Annotated in this window: 13 protein-coding genes; 12 read left to right on the top strand and 1 reads right to left on the bottom strand. The window is 57.3% G+C overall.

The genetic code is table 11. The features are described from left to right. Positions 1 to 336: 336 nt before the first annotated feature. The 3 genes from LBW89_RS18615 (at position 337) to LBW89_RS18605 (ending at position 3,210) form a co-directional block, all read left to right on the top strand. Complete coding sequence (locus LBW89_RS18615; protein ID WP_148456632.1) at positions 337 to 840, top strand: alpha/beta hydrolase; 504 nt, start codon at positions 337 to 339, stop codon at positions 838 to 840. Between the two features lie 71 nt (positions 841 to 911). After that, positions 912 to 2,165, top strand: a complete 1,254-nt coding sequence (locus LBW89_RS18610; protein WP_148456634.1) for a sensor domain-containing diguanylate cyclase — start codon at positions 912 to 914, stop codon at positions 2,163 to 2,165. 19 nt (positions 2,166 to 2,184) lie between these two features. Next, a complete protein-coding gene (locus LBW89_RS18605; protein WP_225039817.1) occupies positions 2,185 to 3,210 on the top strand; it encodes a serine/threonine-protein kinase in 1,026 nt (341 codons plus the stop codon). On the opposite strand, the gene LBW89_RS18600 is transcribed toward LBW89_RS18605, so the two are convergent. Further along, positions 3,173 to 5,290 (bottom strand): VWA domain-containing protein, encoded by a 2,118-nt coding sequence (locus LBW89_RS18600; RefSeq protein WP_225039815.1) that lies wholly within the window; start codon positions 5,288 to 5,290, stop codon positions 3,173 to 3,175. The two genes, LBW89_RS18605 and LBW89_RS18600, sit on opposite strands and share 38 nt — an antisense overlap. Before the next feature lie 403 nt (positions 5,291 to 5,693). On the opposite strand from LBW89_RS18600, the gene LBW89_RS18595 reads away from it, so the two are divergent. The 9 genes from LBW89_RS18595 (at position 5,694) to LBW89_RS18555 (ending at position 17,230) form a co-directional block, all read left to right on the top strand. Beyond that, positions 5,694 to 7,862 (top strand): transcriptional regulator, encoded by a 2,169-nt coding sequence (locus LBW89_RS18595; protein ID WP_213507929.1) that lies wholly within the window; start codon positions 5,694 to 5,696, stop codon positions 7,860 to 7,862. 127 nt (positions 7,863 to 7,989) lie between these two features. Beyond that, entirely contained in the window at positions 7,990 to 8,421 is a 432-nt protein-coding gene (locus LBW89_RS18590) for a membrane-associated protease 1 (RefSeq protein WP_148456638.1), read from the top strand. A 128-nt stretch (positions 8,422 to 8,549) separates the two neighbouring features. Next, positions 8,550 to 9,038: a J domain-containing protein gene (locus LBW89_RS27555; RefSeq protein ID WP_148456640.1), complete on the top strand. Its 489-nt coding sequence runs from the start codon at positions 8,550 to 8,552 to the stop codon at positions 9,036 to 9,038. A 329-nt stretch (positions 9,039 to 9,367) separates the two neighbouring features. After that, entirely contained in the window at positions 9,368 to 9,907 is a 540-nt protein-coding gene (locus LBW89_RS18580) for an FHA domain-containing protein (RefSeq protein WP_225039813.1), read from the top strand. 49 nt (positions 9,908 to 9,956) lie between these two features. Continuing rightward, positions 9,957 to 10,475 (top strand): FHA domain-containing protein, encoded by a 519-nt coding sequence (locus tag LBW89_RS18575; RefSeq protein WP_148456642.1) that lies wholly within the window; start codon positions 9,957 to 9,959, stop codon positions 10,473 to 10,475. A 15-nt stretch (positions 10,476 to 10,490) separates the two neighbouring features. Beyond that, on the top strand, positions 10,491 to 11,396 hold the full coding sequence (locus LBW89_RS18570; RefSeq protein WP_148456644.1) for a PP2C family protein-serine/threonine phosphatase: 906 nt from the start codon (positions 10,491 to 10,493) through the stop codon (positions 11,394 to 11,396). Between the two features lie 1,807 nt (positions 11,397 to 13,203). Next, positions 13,204 to 15,246 carry a serine/threonine protein phosphatase gene (locus LBW89_RS18565; RefSeq protein ID WP_148456646.1) on the top strand — a complete coding sequence of 681 codons (2,043 nt, stop codon included), beginning with the start codon at positions 13,204 to 13,206 and terminating at the stop codon, positions 15,244 to 15,246. Next, positions 15,243 to 16,538, top strand: a complete 1,296-nt coding sequence (locus LBW89_RS18560) for a normocyte-binding protein (RefSeq protein WP_225039812.1) — start codon at positions 15,243 to 15,245, stop codon at positions 16,536 to 16,538. The genes LBW89_RS18565 and LBW89_RS18560 overlap by 4 nt, the downstream gene beginning before the upstream one ends. After that, entirely contained in the window at positions 16,529 to 17,230 is a 702-nt protein-coding gene (locus LBW89_RS18555) for an iron-dependent peroxidase (protein ID WP_148456650.1), read from the top strand. The genes LBW89_RS18560 and LBW89_RS18555 overlap by 10 nt, the downstream gene beginning before the upstream one ends. The last annotated feature ends 19 nt before the right edge of the window (positions 17,231 to 17,249 follow it).

The raw sequence follows: 17,249 nt of genomic DNA, 5'->3' as shown, positions 1-17,249 counted from the left end.
TTAATTCATCAAGAAATCCGGGAGCAACAGCGATCGGAAGAACATTTCACCCGGCTGCCTCTATCCCTCCATCATTAGTTCAACTCATTACGACTAACTGATGTTAAGGTTTTTGCAAGTTTAATGCCCGCATCAGTGAAATAAGGTCCTTTTTGGCCGCTATTTTTCCCGAAAACGCAAATTGGGTCGAAATAACGGCCCAAAACGCCGCTATCATAACAGGCGGCAAGAAAGATTGCGGATAGGCAGCACCATGTCAGGTTTAATCAAGTTGGAAGGTGAAGGCCCGGTTGGTGCAGAAAATTGGTTTAGAAACAAGGAGGTGCCAGGCTCAAAATGACCCCAAAGTGGAAAAAAGGCCTGAAATACGCGGCGATCGGCTTGGCCGCGGTTTTGCTGGCGGCGGGCGGCGGATTCTGGATCTATGCGCAGGACTACTACCGGGCGGACGCGGCGGCCCGCCAAGTGCTGGCCGAACCGTCAGGAAAGGTGGAGGCGCTGGAAAAGATGTGGGTGTTCCGCCCGGACCCGGAGCAGACGGGGCGGGAGCGGGACGGCGGCAGCCCGGGGCTGATTTTGCTCGGGGCCTATTCCGCCGCGGCCATCCCCGAGGATCTCCCCACGCTGGAGATTTACGGCAGCGAAGACCGGGTGCTGGACCGGAGCAAGCTGCCGGTTTCACCGAACACCCTCCTTGAGATCGCCGGCGGAAACCACGCGTACTTCGGCGATTACGGGGAGCAGAAGGGGGACGGCACGGCGGCGATCTCCCGGGAAGAGCAGCAGCGGCAGACGGCCGAAGCGATTGTGAAGTTTATGACAGATGGCCATGAACGCTAAGCCGAGCCCTGCCTCCAGCCGATAATAATAATGTACATTGTACATCACCTCGCAATGGAGGAGCTCATCTTTTGAAGACAATCATGAAAACGACGTTTAAGCTTGTGCTTCCTTTCGCATTGCTGGCATTGGCTTATTTGTTCTACACGAAGACCACCGCCTTATCTCCGGCGCAGCTGGATATGGTGAAATGGGCCCCTTACGGGATCTTTCTGATCGGGGGCATCATATCCTGGAAATTCAACCGCAGCCGGGAATTTTTTATTCTGACGGTGCTGGCCCTGGGGCTGGCGGCGTATACCGATCTTGCCGGGGCGCTGACGCTGAAAGGCTTGGCGGCGCGCAGAACGGATCTTCACCTGCTGATAAGCCTGCTGCTTCCGTTCAACATCGCGCTGTTCTCTTTTTTCCGGGAGCGGGGGATTTTAAGTCTATGGGGGATTTTGCGGATCGCCGCGATCGCCGCCCAGGTTGGCCTGGCATACTGGCTGCTGGATCCCGCGCGGCAACCTCTGCTGCAAACGCTCGGCAAAACCTGGATCCCGGCGGTAAAATCAAGCGCGCTAACGCCCTTGTCTCAAGTTTCACTGCTGCTGTTTCTGGCGGCGCTGATCATCCTCATTGTTCGGCAGGTCTCACACCGCTCATCCCAGGATATTTCTTTTATCGCGGTGCTGTGCGCCCTGTTCTACGCCCTGCATCAAACCGGCGGCGGTAATCCGGTGCTTTACGCGGTGGCTTTTGCGGTGTCGGGCATCATCCTGATCGTGTCGATCATCCAGGACTCCTATTCGATGGCGTTCTCGGACGAACTGACCGGACTGCCTTCCCGGCGGGCGCTCAAGCAGGATATGATGAAGCTCGGGATGAATTACGCGATCGCGATGCTGGACATCGACCATTTCAAAAAGTTCAACGACACCTACGGCCATGACACGGGGGACGAGGTGCTGAAGCTGGTCGCCTCCACGATCAAGGACGTGACCGGGGGCGGGAAGGCGTACCGGTACGGCGGCGAGGAATTTACGATTCTTTTTCCGGGAAAAAATAGCACCGACGTTCTGCCCCATCTCGAGGAATTACGGGAAAAAGTTTCAAAACGGGCCTTTACGCTGCGCCGGAGCGGCAGGGGTAAAGGCAAGTCCGGACGGAAAGCGCGGGGCCGCGGCTCCGGCAAGGCAAGATCAAAACAAATTTACATAACGATCAGCATCGGGGTTTCCCAAAAGAGCGACAAACATAAGACGCCGGACACGGTGATGAAATCCGCGGATACGGCCCTGTATCGGGCTAAGAAAAAAGGAAGAAACTGCGTGAGCAAATAAAAAAGGCAGGGGGATCGACGTGAGCGGGAAAATCCAGACCATCGAAACCATCGAGAGCACCGGATCGATCGGGATGATCGAGTCGGCGGGCGCAGAAGCGCTTGGGCGCAATACGCGATTAAACGGCGGGGATGCCGGCAAGGCGGGCGGGGGAACAACAGGAGCAATAGGAGCAGCAGGAGCAACCTACCGGATCCGCAGCGTCATTTCAAGCAGTGAGCTGGCGATTGTGTACACGGCACGCCAGGAGAAGGCGGGTGTGAAGTGCGTGATCAAGGAGTTTTTTCCGCGGGCGCTCGTGCGTCGGGGCCGGGACGGCAAGTCGGTGCACCGGCGGACCGGGATGCCGCAGGAAAAATACGGCACGCTAAAAGACGCCTTCCTTCAGGAAGGCGCCCTGCTCCAGGACTGCGAGCATCCCGGTGTCGTGCGGTGCCTGGACCGGTTCGAGCAGAACGGCACGGCGTATCTCGTGATGGAATACTGCCCGGGCCTGACGCTCGATCAGGTGATCGGCGGCCGCCCGGACATGGCGGAGCCCGGCTTTCTGTACCGGAGCATCCTGCCGCTGATCGGGACGGTGGAGCATCTCCACCGCCGCGGCGTGATTCACCGGGATGTGAAGCCGGGCAACATCATCATCGATGAGCAGGGCCGTGCCAAGCTGCTCGATTTCGGTTCGGCTGTCCGCTATGAAGAGAGCGGCCATCCGATTCTTACCACGGCCGGGTATTCGCCGCTCGAGCTGTACTCGGAGCACTCCCGGCAGGGGCCGGTGAGCGACGTGTACGCCATGGCGGCCGTGCTGTACTACTGCTGCCGGGGCGAGGCGCCGCGCGACGTCCGGCAGCGGCTGTTCGACGACAGCCTCGAGCCGCTCGGCGCCGGACTCCGGCGGTCCTGGCCGTTCCTGGCCCGGGCCGTGCGCCGGGCCCTGGCCGTTTCGCCGGAACGCCGCGCTTCCTCGCTGAACGGGCTGAAGCGGGCGATCCGGCTGGAGTATTTCGCTAGCCGGTCTTTCCTGCAGAAGCGTCGGTCCGGATAAAGATATTCGTATTCGGCTTGATCGGTTTATACCGCAGCTCGATTTCCGTAATGCCATCCTCGAATGTAATGTACAATTTGTCATTATATTCGAGGATTTCTTGTTTGTTCTTCGGCAGCGGGGTGCGGTTGCGCACCAGGGAGCAGCGGGTGGTGTTCTTGACGTACAGTTTGCCGCCTTTGGCCGGCTTGAACACGATGTGTTCGGCTTCCGGCAGCGGTTCGTTGACGTCCAGACTGCGGAACAGTTCGCCCAGGCTGACGCTTCTTCCCGTAAAGGAGGTCAGCGGCCACGATTTCACCGGCACTTCGCTTCCGCTGGCCGTGGCGAGAAAATAGCCTTCCAGCTTCCCGGCGAAGCCCGGTTTGGGGCGGAGCCACAGGTACAGCAGGAACCCGGCGGCGACGGCAGCCAGACCTCCGGCGATGGACCAGAACACCGCGGTATATTTGGATTTGACGGAAAGCTGCAGCACCGCCGTCGCGGTCTCCCCTTCCGGATCCGTCGCCGTCAGCGTAATGGTTCCGTGGCCGGTTCGCTGCGGGGAAATGCGCAGCTTATCGCCCGCCAGTTCGGCCGAAACGCTCCCGCCGTCCGCGGCTTCCCCCTGGATTTCATACACTAACGAATCCCCGTTCTCATCCGTAAACAACTTGTCCATCGGCAGTTCGGACAGGCCGTCCTCCTTGATTAACCCCAGTTCAAGCGGGCCTGTGACCGCCGGGGCCAGGTTGGCTGCTTTTACGGGCGCCACAGGGCTGTCCCGGTAAAAGCTCGGGCCGTTCAGCTTCACGTTCCACGCGTATTCGCCGGATTTCGGAAACGTATACTCGGCGGTATACCGCCCGCCTTGCAGTTTCATATCCACGCTGGTTTCCTCGTTCGTCTTCTTATCCAGTACGACCAGCTTCGCGCTCATCCCCGCATAAACATCCAGATCCTCCAACGGCTTGCCCGGGCCGGCGGCGGTGAGATAGGCTTCGACGCCGGTCGGCTTGCCTTTGAGCACGGTGTCGGCGGTCAAGCGGGCCTCGGCCTCGAGCGCATAGCTTCCCAGCAGGCTGATTTTAACCAAATCTCCCGTCGTTCCTCTGAATTTGACTTTGGCGGTCCCTTGTCCCGGTTCTTTAATTTTGATCAAGGTATAGGTTCCCGATTTGAACATCCGGATGTTCTCGGAGTTGTAGAACAGCTGGGTCTCCTGCAGCGGATGTTCGGACAGCAGGATGATATTGGCCTCGCCCATGCTGGAATTCGGAATGTCCACCGGGACTTCCTGAAGCTTGCCGGTCGCGGTCACCCCGGCGACCGGCATCAGCACGGATCTCATCTGCGCGGCGAAGATCTGATTGAAAATCTCCGGCAGATCGTCGGCACTGCTCGTGATGTAAGAAGCCCCGCCGGTTTCGGCCGCGATCCGCTCCAGTTCATCCGGATTCACGGTCCCGTCATGGTTCAGGCCGATCGTGTAGATCGGGTAACCTTCCTTCCGCGCTTTTTGAATCGCGCTTTCCACGTCTTTCGTCGAATCGGCCACCGTCCGGTTGGTCGGCGACACGGGACCGAAATCGGTCTCCCCGTCCGACAGCAAAATCATGAAGGGAATTCTTGCCCCGCTCCCCGCATCCGCTCCCTTCTTACCGGCCGACAATAGATTGCCGCCCTTCACCAGTCCCAGGCCCAAATCCGTATAACCGGTTCGGCGCAGTCCGGCCATCGCCTGTTTCAGTCTCGTGCGGTTGGCCGTCACGGAAATCGGAGTCAGCGGCGAAGACGCCACGATATGATGGTTATAGGCGACGAAGCCGATCCGCGTCCGGCTGGCCTCACTCATATCCATGAACATATGGATGACTTCATTCGCCGTTTTATTCGGGTCGGCGTGGTTCATGGAGTAGCTTGTGTCGAGCACGAATACCGCGTCAAAGGCATCCCCCGGATTTTTTGGCGAATCCTCAGCGGAAACATGCGGAAAAGTGACAAAAATCGGAACAAGTAACGTAAAAATTAAAAACAGGATAATAGTCCTAAAAGTCATTTTGCCTAAGGAGGCGAATTTTTGATCCATTTCCATCCTCATCTTCAATACCCGCCTTATGTACTAGAATGTGTCGTTTGGAGCGAAAGTGACCATCGGATTATGTATATCTAAGGATATATCGGATGCAGTTCATGAATTCTGTATACAGTTCCAAAAATTAGGACTTTCATTGGATAAAACTCCCTCTATTTCATTTTTGTATAGGCTATAAGTCCCTGTGTTGCTCAGAGATTCAAGATATTGACAATTTGTCGAGGCGGCATTTATATTTACCCCTAAGACCCGGGTAATGCGAACCACTCGCTTATCATTTGGGTCCGTATCACTAAGACGGTCGACTGCCGTCGAAAAACATCAGTATTTCAAGCGTTCGGCAGGGATAAGGTTTGGAGCGAAGCCGTCAGGCCGAAGACGCTTCGGAAACGGGAGGAGGAAAAACACGGTGGACATTATTAATCAGACGAATCGAACGATGCTGTTCGAAGAGATCAATCCCGAGAAGCTGGACCTGATCACGATCGTGGGCGATGTCAAAGGCATCGACAGTCTGAGCGACGACAAAATCAAAGAGATCAACGGACATCTGCTGGTCCGCAGCTTCGACGAGTTCCTGAACAAGTTCTCGCCGACGGTGTACTCGTTTTTTAACGCGGCCAACCAAAAGGTGGTTTACACCTTGAAAAAGCCGGAGGGCATCGCCGAGGACGCGATCTCGGAAATCCGGATCGATCAGAACAACGATTTCCTGAAAATGCTGTTTACGCTGATCGACACCAAGCGCAGCCAGGGCATGACGAACGTGGATTTCAAATTCGAGCATCTGCTCGACATGATTTCCCCGAAAAAAGTGATGGACGATATCCGCCAGGTCCGTAAGGAAATCCATTACCTGTACGGACAATACGAGAAACTGGACGACGAGGATCCGAAAAAACTCGATATGGGCGACAAGCTGAACGCCATGTTCGAGGAGGCCAGCGCGAATTACAACAACGTCATGGCGATGCTGCCGCTGGCGATTGAGGATATCAAGACGCGCCTGTTGCTGGGCGGATCGAACGAGGAAAACGACGCCGAAGCGGTTCAAATCGGCATGCTGACGATCGGCGAGAGCGGCGAACTGAAAATCATCGAAGCTCCGAAGAGCGAGAGCACGGAACTGGTGCTGCTGGACGAGCATGGATCCAACGATTTGGCCCAGGTGTTTGAAGAGGATTACAACTCCATCACGGAGGCGCCGTCCGGATACGTAAAAGATCTGGTTGTACGTACCTTTAGCCCGCTGCCTGCCGTGGCCGGCGATGTGAACGTCGAACAGGAGGTTCAGAACTACAACACCTACCTGGAGTTCTATAAAACCGCGAAGGACGATTTCGTGAAGACCGTCAAACCGCTGGTGGAAAAAATCCTCGGCGTCAAAATGTTCTTCGACCAATACGCGGTCAAAAACAAAGGGATGGCTCCCTCCCTGCTCGTGACCAACACGAAGCTGGAAATGCTGGTCAAGAGCGCGAACATTCCGCGGCTGGAAACTTACCTGAACACGGTCAACTCCAAGAACGATTTCTCGGATACGATCTGGTTCGGCATCGTTCCTTCGGTGGAACTGGAGACCGCCGGCAAGGTGAAGGTCACCCGGGAGCGGTTCAAGGGGAACGAAAAGATCGCCAAGCAGGACGGCAATACGATGGAATCGCTGTCCATGCTGATGCAGGTCGTCAAAGAGTTCAAAGTCCAGATCTTCTTCAGCTTCGAAACCGGAGAAGAGACGACGTTCAACAACATGGCGACGGCCGGCATCGACAAGTACATCGACAAATGCGCGCCGCTCATCCGCAAGGAATACAGCGAATACGCGATTCCGTGCATCCCGAACTTTACGGTGATCCCGAAAGAGAAATCCGGGGTGGTCATCGACAGCCGCATGGTGCAAACGGAAAACGGGGCCCAGCTCTCCCGCGAGAAGGAAGACATTCTCAAGCTGTGGATCGAAGGCGTGTACGTGGGCGCTTCTTACGTGGCCGCCGGGATCGTCTCGGCCTACCAGTGTCCGGAATATCTCAAGGAATCGTTCAAAAATACGAGCAAGGATTTCCCGGGCGTGCGCTTCGACATCGAAGCCGGCGAGAACAGCCTGCGGGCCGTGACCACCATGGCGAAGGAAATTACCGGGTTCACGAACACGATCAAGGATTCGATCAACCGCAAGAATTTCGGCTTTATTTTCTCTTCGGAAAACGCTCAGTTGCAAGGCAAGGACATCCGCCGCATCACGGTCTACAAAGCGCGCAGCCTGGCCCAATCCGAGGACGGCTTCGATTCCATTTACAAGACGCTGGTCAGTACATATATCGAGCGCATCCTGCGATTCCAGACCGCCGATTTCAAGCATGAGAATATCGTCAAATTTTTCAGCAACAACCCGAGCAGCCAGAAGAGCATGTGGTTGTCGAAACGCGGCTTTATCAACTCGATCATTCAGGACGGGGACGATATGAGCTACGTCATCGACGAGAAAAACAACCTGTGCCATATCGACCTGATCTACAACGGCAACGTGAAGAACCTCGAGGTCATGATCACGAAGGGCACAAGTGCCGTGAAGATTTAGGTGTGGCAAACCCATTGATGTATGTGGAAGACGCGGCCTAACGGCTCGTCTTGTTACATAAATTTTCGGCCCTGAAGCCGAAAGGCTTCGGCCGAGCACTAATTTTTCTTAAGGAGGAAATGTACTTATGGGATTCAGATTGAAAGTGGAAGGCGCAGAAACGATTGAACTGGGCTTGGACAACATTCAAAAGGTGATTTATGACACCGACACGCCGGACGATTCCAACGCAAGATCCACCGATGTGGGCTCTACGCTGAAAATCATCGGCAAGGTCATCACCGCCACCGACGGGGACAAAGCGGACGACACGCTGAAATTGGCGCAATGGTCCCTCGTTCCGGCCGAAAAAGCGGACTGCTACCGCAAACTGACGCTGGAAGTCATCGCCGCTGACCAAGTGGTTCGCGAAATCCACTTCCCGAACGCTTTCGTGGTCGACTACAAAGAAACGTTTGGCGACACCGAAGGGGTAGGGCAATTCGAGCTTTACGTGAAGCAAAAGAAAGACAAAACCGAGTTGGCTACGCTTAACGGCGGATACGACTTCGGCAAGTAAGATTCGCTGGAACTGCGTCATGGGGCAGTGACGGCAGGTAAATCTCAAGGGGGCTTCCCCCTTGAGATTTACTGTAATTACCTTGCTGGTAGGGCAAGGATTCCAGAGGGGAAAGCGGGGAAACGCGGATGACCGATTACTATGCGCAACTGGGCGTTGCCCGTGATGCCGGGATCGCCGAGATCCGGCAGGCTTACCGCAAGCTGGCCAAGCGCTACCATCCCGATGTCAACCGGGACAACCCGGAGGCGGAAGCGCGCTTCAAGCAGATCGTGGAAGCATATGAAACGCTGAACGACGAGTCGCTTCGGGCGGAGTACGACCGAAAGCTGGATTCGGTGAAGAGCGGACGCGGCGGCACGCAAAGAAAGACCGGAGGAGCCGGAACGGGATCGGCGGCAGGTCGGGCGGCCGGCACAGGCGCGAACGCGAGCGGGGTCGGGATCGACGGTTTTGATCCGGTGCGCATCCGACAGCAATTTGAGCAATTTTTCGCAAAAGTTTCCGGGAACCGTGAACAAGAAAACGGCCCAGGGGCCAAGGCGGAGGAGGCGGGAAAGAACCCGCTGGATACGACCGCGATGTTTGATCAATTTTTTGGATATCGAAAAAAGTAACCGACACGACCGTATAGCAGAAGAAATATGGATGATGAATTACGGATGAAAATACGGATAGCGTGCGTGATTAAGGATGGCGTACGGAATTACGGATAGCGTACGGAATTTGGATGGAGTACGAAATTACGGATAACGGAATTACGAATGACGTACGGAATACGGATGACAGCTGGAATTACGGATGACTGATGGAATTATGGATGACGTAAGGAATACGGATAACAGACGGAAATACGGATGACGTACGGAGCATGGATAACGGATGAATCACAGATTGCATGCGGGGTTACGAATAACGGAATTACGAAATCACGGAGGTAGCGGATGTGAAATTGAAGAGATCCGGCTGGATGGTCTTCCTGAATGTGTTAATTTACGGGATTTTGGCCGGTATGGTCATCTATGCCCTTCTCCGCCCTTTACATTACAAGCTGCAAATGGCTACCGTCGCGGTGTCGGCCATCATTGCCAGCGCGCTCGTCTGGACGGGGGGTCCCCGGAGTATCGGGGTCCGGGAGCGGGCGGAGGCGGTCGCCAAGATCGTGCTGCTCGACGATGACGGAGAACGCGTCAAGGAATGGTTCGTCAAAGGGGAAACCTCGGTCCTGATTGGCAAAAATGGCCACCGCGGCGGGGTTGATATAGATTTGTCGGACTGCGAATACGCCTCGCTTGTCAGTCCGGAGCACGCCGTTTTAAACCGCGTCGGAGACCGGTGGTATATCGAGGACACGGAATCCCACAGCGGGACGGGGCTTCGCAAGGCGGGCAGCAGTGAAACCCGGCGGCTCGTCGCCGAAGAACCGCAGGAAATCGGCACGGGAGATATGGTGTTTATCGCGAATACGCGGCTGCTAGTCAAATAATCCGGCCCAAAGCCAAAGCACGAATACATACGGAGGAATGAGTCTAAAGATGAGTTTGACGAGATGCCTAAACGGACACATGTTCAGTACGAGAAAACACGGCAACACGTGTCCTTACTGCAACACGGTGCTGGAGCAGCCTTCGCGCGGCGAGACGCGCCGGCCGCCGGCGGCCGCGGAGACGGATGACAAGACGATGCCCTATCTTGGGGAGACGACCGGGATTCAGCCGGTAACCGGCTGGCTGGTTTGTGTGGAAGGCCCGCAGATGGGCCAAGACTACCGCATCATGGCGGAAAAAAACTTTATCGGCCGCGCGGAGGAAATGCAAATCCGAATCATCGGGGATAACGCCGTATCCCGGCGCAACCACGCGGTAATCGTGTACGATCCGAAGAAACGGAATTTTTATTTGCTGCCGGGGGACGCCTCCGGCCTGGCTTACCACAACAACGAAGCGGTTTATACGCCGGTGGAGCTGAACGCCTACGATTTGATCCAGCTGGGACGAAGCAAGTTCGTGTTCGTTCCGCTGTGCGGGCCGCATTTTGAGTGGGATAACGGATAGATCGGGATGATGGGGATGGGAGATTTGAATTTTTGGCAGTCCTATGGCGTGCTTGGGGCCGCGTTGGCGCTGGTCGGTTTGCTTGTTTTGATTCGGCAAAAAGTAGCCGGCGTTGCCGCCGCTGCGCCGCGAACCCGAACGGGTGGCGCGGTGGTCGCCGAGGCGACTCCGGAATGGGAGCCGGTGAGCGGCAAAATCGCCGTCGGCAACGCCCAGACGATCGGCAGGCGCCAGGAGCAGGACGACTATTTCGCCAGCTCGATCACCCGGGTCGGGACGATGGCCGTCATCGCCGACGGAATCAGCGGCGTGGCTCACGGGCGCATGTCCAGCACCCTGGCCGTGACGATGTTCAGCCGGGAATATTTGAAGGTCACCGGGCAGGACGAGATTCCCGGCTTCTTTCAGAAAGCGGCTGTGTTAAGCAACCGGGCCATTCTGGAGCAGTTGGGCGGAGCCATCGGCGGAACGACCCTGGTCGCCGCCGTGATTTCCGAGGGCCGCCTGCACTGGGCCGCCGTCGGCGACAGCTTGTTGCTCCTGTTTCGGGACGGAGAATTCCTTCCCGTCAACTCCAAGGATACGCTGGAGCAAGTGCTCGAAGCCCGGGTGCTGGCCGGCGAAATCACGCGGGAGGAAGCAAAGGCGAACCCCATGCGCGGCCACTTGACCAATTATTTGGGCTACGGGGGCTTCAAAAGCATGGAGGTCGGCGAACCCGTTCCGCTTGAACCGGACGACATCGTCATCCTGTGCAGCGACGGAGTTTGCGACGCGCTGACGGAGGTGGAGCTGGAGCAGATTTTGCTGCAGCGGATGCCGCCGCAGGAGACGGCGGAAGAAATCATCGCCAGCGTGGAGCGCAAAGGTTACAAGCACCAGGACAATGCGACGGTGATTATCCTGGAGCAGGCCCGGTAAGGGGGCGCCAAGGGAGTGGGGAGCGCAAAGGCTACAAGCACCAGGACAACGCGACGGTGATTATTCTGGAGCAGGCCCGGTAAGGGGGCGCCAAGGGAGTGTGGAGCGCAAAGGCTACAAGCACCAGGACAACGCGACGGTGATTATTCTGGAGCAGGTCCGGTAATGAGGGCGCCAAGGGCGCGGGGCGATAGAGGAGCAAGGAGTGACGGGCTGCGCCCGGTTTTCGCTCGGATGGAGTAGCGTCAAGGGCTGCACGTGGACTGCGCGCCCCAGGGTGCAGGAAATGTGCGGACTGAGTGGGTTGCGTCCCAGGGTGCAGGAAATGTGCGGATTACCTCCTAGAGTAACCAAATAGCGCAGACTGTGTGGACTGCGTCCTAGAAGTGCCCGAGTTGCGCAGACTGCGTGGACTGTGTTCTAGGAGTACCTGAGTTGCGCAGACTGCGTGGACTGTGTCCCAGGAGTGCCCAAATTGCGCGGACTATGTGGACTGCGTCCAAAGAGTGCCCGAATTGCGCAGACTGCGTGGACCGTGTCCTAGACATCGCGGCCTGCTGTGGTTAGTAAGTACGTACGGTCGGAACGGAGTCCGCGCTAACGGACGCCATAGCTGCTAAATCGAACATTTGGAGCAAAACGGGAATCTAACGGACGTAATAGCGGCTATTTTGGCAAAACGAGGACATTCGAGCGGTAAATAGGCAAAATAGGCGCTATGGCTTCCGTTAGAATTTTCAAAAGGCGGAAATGTGCGAAATAGCAGCTATTATTTCCGTTAGCGCATAAGGGATACAGCAGACTAGCGGTAATCGGTAGTGGTGGGGAGTAAGTAAGCGTGGCTGGGTATGCGAGTAAGTGATTGTGACTGGTCGCTAACGCGAGTGCTCAATGCTCAACCGCCTGCTTCGGTCTGCGGGATCTCGACCAGTTGAGGCCTGGTGGGTGTGTGACTAGTGTGGTCTGCGGAAAGTGTGATTAGTTGAGGTGTAGCTGATGTTGACTAATTGTGGTGTAGCGGAGTGTGTGATTAGTTGTGGTGTAGCCGAAAGTGTGACTAATTGTGGTGTGAACGAGTGTGTGACTAGTTGTAGGGTGACCGAGAGTGTGACTAGTTTGTGCTGTAGCGGAGCGTGTGATTAGTTGTAATGTGGCCGGGTGTGTGACTAGTTGAGGTATTGCCGAGCGGTGACTAATTGTGGTGTAGCGGAGCGTGTGACGGGTGTAATCAGCGAGTGCGAAGGCCGAAAGTTCGCGCTAACGGACGCTATAGCTGCTAAATCGAACAATTGGAGCAAATCGGGAATCTAACGGACGTAATAGCGGCTATTTTGGCGAGATGGGGGCATTCGGGCGGTAAATAGGCAAAATAGGCGCTATGGCTTCCGTTAGAATTTTCAAAAAGCGGAAATGTGCGAAATAGCAGCTATTATTTCCGTTAGCGCATGAGGGCCGTCGGAAGACTAGCGGTAATCGGGCAGCGGTAGCGAGTAAGTGATCGTGGCTGGGTATGCGAGTAAGTGATTGTGACTGGTCGCTAACGCGAATGCTCAAACCGCCGGGTTCGGTCTCCGGGATCTCGACTAGTTGGGGCCTGGTGGGTGTGTGACTAGTTGTGGTCTGCGGAAAGTGTGATTAGTTGCGGTGTAGTGGGGTGTGTGACTAGTTGCGGTGTGGCCGCAAGTGCACGATCGTAGCCGGACGCTAACGCGAGTAAGTGACAGCTTTTTTAAAGGCGAATAAGTATCGAGGTTGTTAGGGGTTGAAGAGGGATGGACCGGCAACCAGACGGGAAACGGAGGAAGGCATGAGGAAGGAGAACAGCGACTTTAAAACCGCTTTTGTCTCCGAGGCGGGTTCTTATATTGACAACAGAGACTATTTTGCTTTCGTGGAGCTCGACGACATGGCTTGCTACGTGATCGCGGATGGGCTGGATCAGGACCGGGAGGTTAGCAGCGCGGAGATGGTGATCCGGGCGATTTTGGAGAGTTTCATGGAAAAGCCGTCGCTGTCCCGGCGAAAAATCCGGAACGATTTGGAGGCGGCCCACGAGTGGCTGAAATTCGAGAGCCGGCGCGTCCGGCTGAAGGCCAGCGTGCTCGTTATCGTCACGGATTATACGCGGATGGTATGGGCGTCGTGCGGGAATGCGCGGATGTATCATTTTCGCGGGGGGCGGCTGAATTTGCGCTCCAAGGACCAGAGCTTGACGGAGCTGCTGACCGACAGCGGCAAGCTGTCCGAGGCGGGGGCGGTCCGGCATGAGGAACGCGGCAATCTGCTGAATTATATGGGCAAGCCCGACCGGTTCGAGCCGTTTGTTTCGAAAAAGACCCCGCTCTCCGACGGGGATGTGCTGCTGCTCTGCACGCCGGGGCTTTGGAAGAAGGTCGAGATCCCGGAAATGCTGGACGCCCTGACGGCGTCGAGCGATCCCGAGACCCTGACCGATACGCTGGAAGAGGTTGTGCTGAGCCGCCAGGAAAAAACGGTGGACAATTACACGGGCGCCGCCGTTTATGTGAACAAGGCGTTCGTCGAGAAGCCGAAAAACTACAAGAAATGGGCGCTGCGGATCGCGATGATCCTGCTCTCGCTTGCGATCGCGGGCGGCGGGATCTGGTACGCCAAGGCCCGGCAGGCCGCGAAGCTGGCGGAAGCCGTCGTGCAGATGACGGAGTTCGAGCAGGACGGTGACGAGTACGCGGCCGCCGGCGATTATCCGAAGGCGCTGAAAGCCTACAGCGAAGCGAAAAACGCGGCTAGCCGGCTGAAGGACAAGCTGCATTTTCAGTTGCTGCGGAACAAGCAGAAGGTGGCGCAGGCGGTCACGGACGGCGACGGCTACGTGAAGGACGGCAGCTACGATATGGCGGTCGAAAGCTACGAGAAAGCGCTGAAGGATGCCGGGAAGTACAAGGTGTTCAAGGAGGAGCATATCCGCGAGCGCATTGCGCGCAGCGGGATGATCGCGGAGCTGGCGGTGATTTTTCAGGAGGGCGACAAGCAGCTGCAGGGCCAGGACTACAACAACGCGAAGAAAACCTACAACAAGGCCAAAACGGCGGCGATCGACGCGGGTTATGCCGAGGGGCAGAAGCAGGCGGAGGACAAGATCAAGGCCGCCCAGGAAAAGATCGACCAGTTGTATGCGGAGACGAAGACGCTGAAGGCGGACAATCTGGAGAAAAAAGGCGACCGCAGCCTGGCCGCGATGGATTACGCCGGGGCGATCGAGGCGTACACGCTGGCGCAGGAGATCTACCAGGAGATCGACAAGCTGGAGCGGGTGCTGGCCATGGAACGCAAAATCGCCAAGGCCGATGAAAAGCTGCACCCGATCGTGCCGGCGGGCGGGGACGCGGGCGGGGATACAGCCGCGGGATCCGCCGCCGGTGCGAGCAGTGCGGCCGGTGCGACCGCCGCAACCGGCGCGGCCGCGGGCGGGAGCGCGGTCGGAGGCGGGGGAAGCCCGGCGGGGAACGCCGCCGCCGGGGCTTCCGGCACCGCGGGGTCCACGACGAAGCCGGCCGGGACGTCGAAACCGGCCGGTTCCGGGGCGGCCTCCGGCGGGAAAGAGGCGGCCTCGCCGGACGCTGAGCCGGGCGCCAAGCAGGAGACGAAGCCCGGCGCGGCATCGGGCGCGGAACCGGGCGAGAAGCAGGGAGCGCAAGGCTCGACGCCCGACGCGGAGCCGGGGACAAAGTCCGGCACAGCGCCGGATTCGGCAACTGAGACGCCGGCTTCGGGCGCAGCGCCGAACGGCGCTTCGGGAGCCGGCGGGACAGCTTCGCCTCCGGGCGGCAAGGATCAAGCCGATAAGGCGGAAGGGGGGAACGCTTCATGAAGGACATCGTTTTGGACCGGCTGAACAAAATGGAGGATTTGCAGCAGCGCCGGGTGCTGCGCAGTCTGATGAACAGCGTGTTCCTCAATCTCGTGGAATACCAGGAGGAGCTGAACCGGCAATTGGAACGCCGGGTGTTTGAAGAAGTGGAGGACCACGAGAGCAAGCACGACGTCTATGTGTCCATGTGCCGGAGGGAAGAGTGGGACCCGCTGCACGAATACTTGTTTCCCGTGCTTCCGCAGGATACCGAGCCGCGGCGCATCGATCTGAAAGACGTAATCGCGGCTTTAAGCGGAGGCGCGGAGGTGCGGCTTTTTTCGTTGTTTCTGGAATGCGGGTACCCGCTGATTCAACAGCTGCTGCAGAGCGCAAAAAGCTTCCCCGGAGAGCTGCGGACGGATCGCGGAACCTACGCCATCCGGGTCCGACTGGAACGGAACATGGATTACATTCGGGAGATCGAGAAGCTGTACCGGATCTTTTTAAGCAATGGCCTGCCCTGGAAAACGGTGAATCATCCCTATGCCTACAAATTTGTGGATGCGGTTCTGACCGGGGTGGACGGACAGCTGGCCGAGGACGAAGAAGTGCTGGAGATTTCCGTGCACCTGGAGGAATACGAGGCTTACAAAAGAACGGACCTGGTCCCGCTGTGGAACATTCAGCGATTGGAACTGAAAACGGGCGGGTTCCCCGTGCCGGCGACGGACCGGGTCAACTATGAACATGTGCTGCCGCTGCGGAAAACCGGGACCCAGCACGGCTACCTCGTCGACGTGAACGACGATAGCATCCGGTACGTCAAGCGCGCCCCGGAGGAGCTGGTCGTAGTGTCCCCGCTGGAGAAGTCGGACGCCTGGCAGGTGCTGAAGCTGGTCGAACCGGTCGGCTCGGGGATTACGGGGCTCGTCAAGCCCGCGTATCCGCTGATGTCCAACCGTCAGCGCCCGGACTTTATCGGCAGCTACGGGCGAAAGCAGGGGCAGATCGTCCGCTCCAAGGGCGAGATCGTGCGGATGATCCACGCTTTTGACGTATCCGATTGGCTGGAGCTGACGCATGTGGAAATCCGCCCGCCGGGCGCGGCGAACCCGCTCACTTATGAGCTGAACCGGTTTATGACCGACGAAGTCCGGGTGGATAACGGCAAATGGCGGATGTGCCTCGGATTCGGCAAGCGGAACATTGGCCGGGGGCACGATTATCTGGCCGAGGATGTGATGAGCTTTCTCGTCTCCCAGGTGCAGATGTCTTTTCCCGAATATCGCTGCGAAGGAGAATGGGCTTGAATTACATTTGGGATTTGCTCGTTCAAGCGCAGGAAGCCGGGATGGACAAGAAGGGGATCCGCTTCCTCCCGGCCAAGGTCTACTCGCCTTACATGGAGCTGAGCCTGGAGGCGCTTAACGCGACGGCCGGCCAGCTTGACGTGGAGGTGGAGGTAAATCCTCATTACCGGTTCCCCGCGGTGTTCCGTGATTTGCTGGACATCAACCTGACGGAGGATGAGGAGCTCAGGCTGACTTTGTTCGATATTTTGATTCATTTTTTGGCCGAGCTGGATTTGATGCAGGGGATGAACAAACGGGAGTTTTACATCCGCTTTGTCCTGCGGGACCTGGAAGCCGGGGCTTTCGGGGAGCGGGTCAGGGAACGGATCGGCCTGTTCGACCGGGAGGAGAAGGAAGTGATCGCCGCCGCGCTGCTGCGGATGTACGACACGGGGGAGACGCTGCATCTGCTGCGGAGCACGGTGAGCCGGATTTTTCGGCGGTCGACGATTTATGTCAACAGCGAGGAAAAAGACGAAATGCTGTTCTACATCGGCCAGCGCCGCACGGAGAGAGGTCTTCGCAAGCTGGAGCTGCTGATGGAGCTGTTTTTGCCGGTCCGGTACCGCACCGAGGTGTATTGGGATTGCCATGTCGGCATCATAGGCGCCGAGGACACGATGGTTCTGGACCGGATCGCGATGTATTGAACATTTGAAGGCGTTTGAA

It is taken from the genome of Paenibacillus sp. alder61 (assembly GCF_020179875.1).
GTDB classification, from domain to species: Bacteria; Bacillota; Bacilli; order Paenibacillales; family Paenibacillaceae; genus Fontibacillus; species Fontibacillus faecis.
Note: the sequence above shows the minus strand (reverse complement) of the source record. Positions and strands in the feature narration are given on the sequence as shown.

Bases quoted from the DNA above. Each gene is read 5' to 3' on its own strand.
- LBW89_RS18615 (WP_148456632.1), top strand. From the start codon at position 337: ATGACCCCAAAGTGGAAAAAAGGCCTGAAATACGCGGCGATCGGCTTG.
- LBW89_RS18600 (WP_225039815.1), bottom strand. From the start codon at position 5,290: ATGAGGATGGAAATGGATCAAAAATTCGCCTCCTTAGGCAAAATGACT.
- LBW89_RS18590 (WP_148456638.1), top strand. From the start codon at position 7,990: ATGGGATTCAGATTGAAAGTGGAAGGCGCAGAAACGATTGAACTGGGC.
- LBW89_RS27555 (WP_148456640.1), top strand. From the start codon at position 8,550: ATGACCGATTACTATGCGCAACTGGGCGTTGCCCGTGATGCCGGGATC.
- LBW89_RS18575 (WP_148456642.1), top strand. From the start codon at position 9,957: ATGAGTTTGACGAGATGCCTAAACGGACACATGTTCAGTACGAGAAAA.
- LBW89_RS18570 (WP_148456644.1), top strand. From the start codon at position 10,491: ATGGGAGATTTGAATTTTTGGCAGTCCTATGGCGTGCTTGGGGCCGCG.
- LBW89_RS18565 (WP_148456646.1), top strand. From the start codon at position 13,204: ATGAGGAAGGAGAACAGCGACTTTAAAACCGCTTTTGTCTCCGAGGCG.
- LBW89_RS18560 (WP_225039812.1), top strand. From the start codon at position 15,243: ATGAAGGACATCGTTTTGGACCGGCTGAACAAAATGGAGGATTTGCAG.
- LBW89_RS18555 (WP_148456650.1), top strand. From the start codon at position 16,529: ATGGGCTTGAATTACATTTGGGATTTGCTCGTTCAAGCGCAGGAAGCC.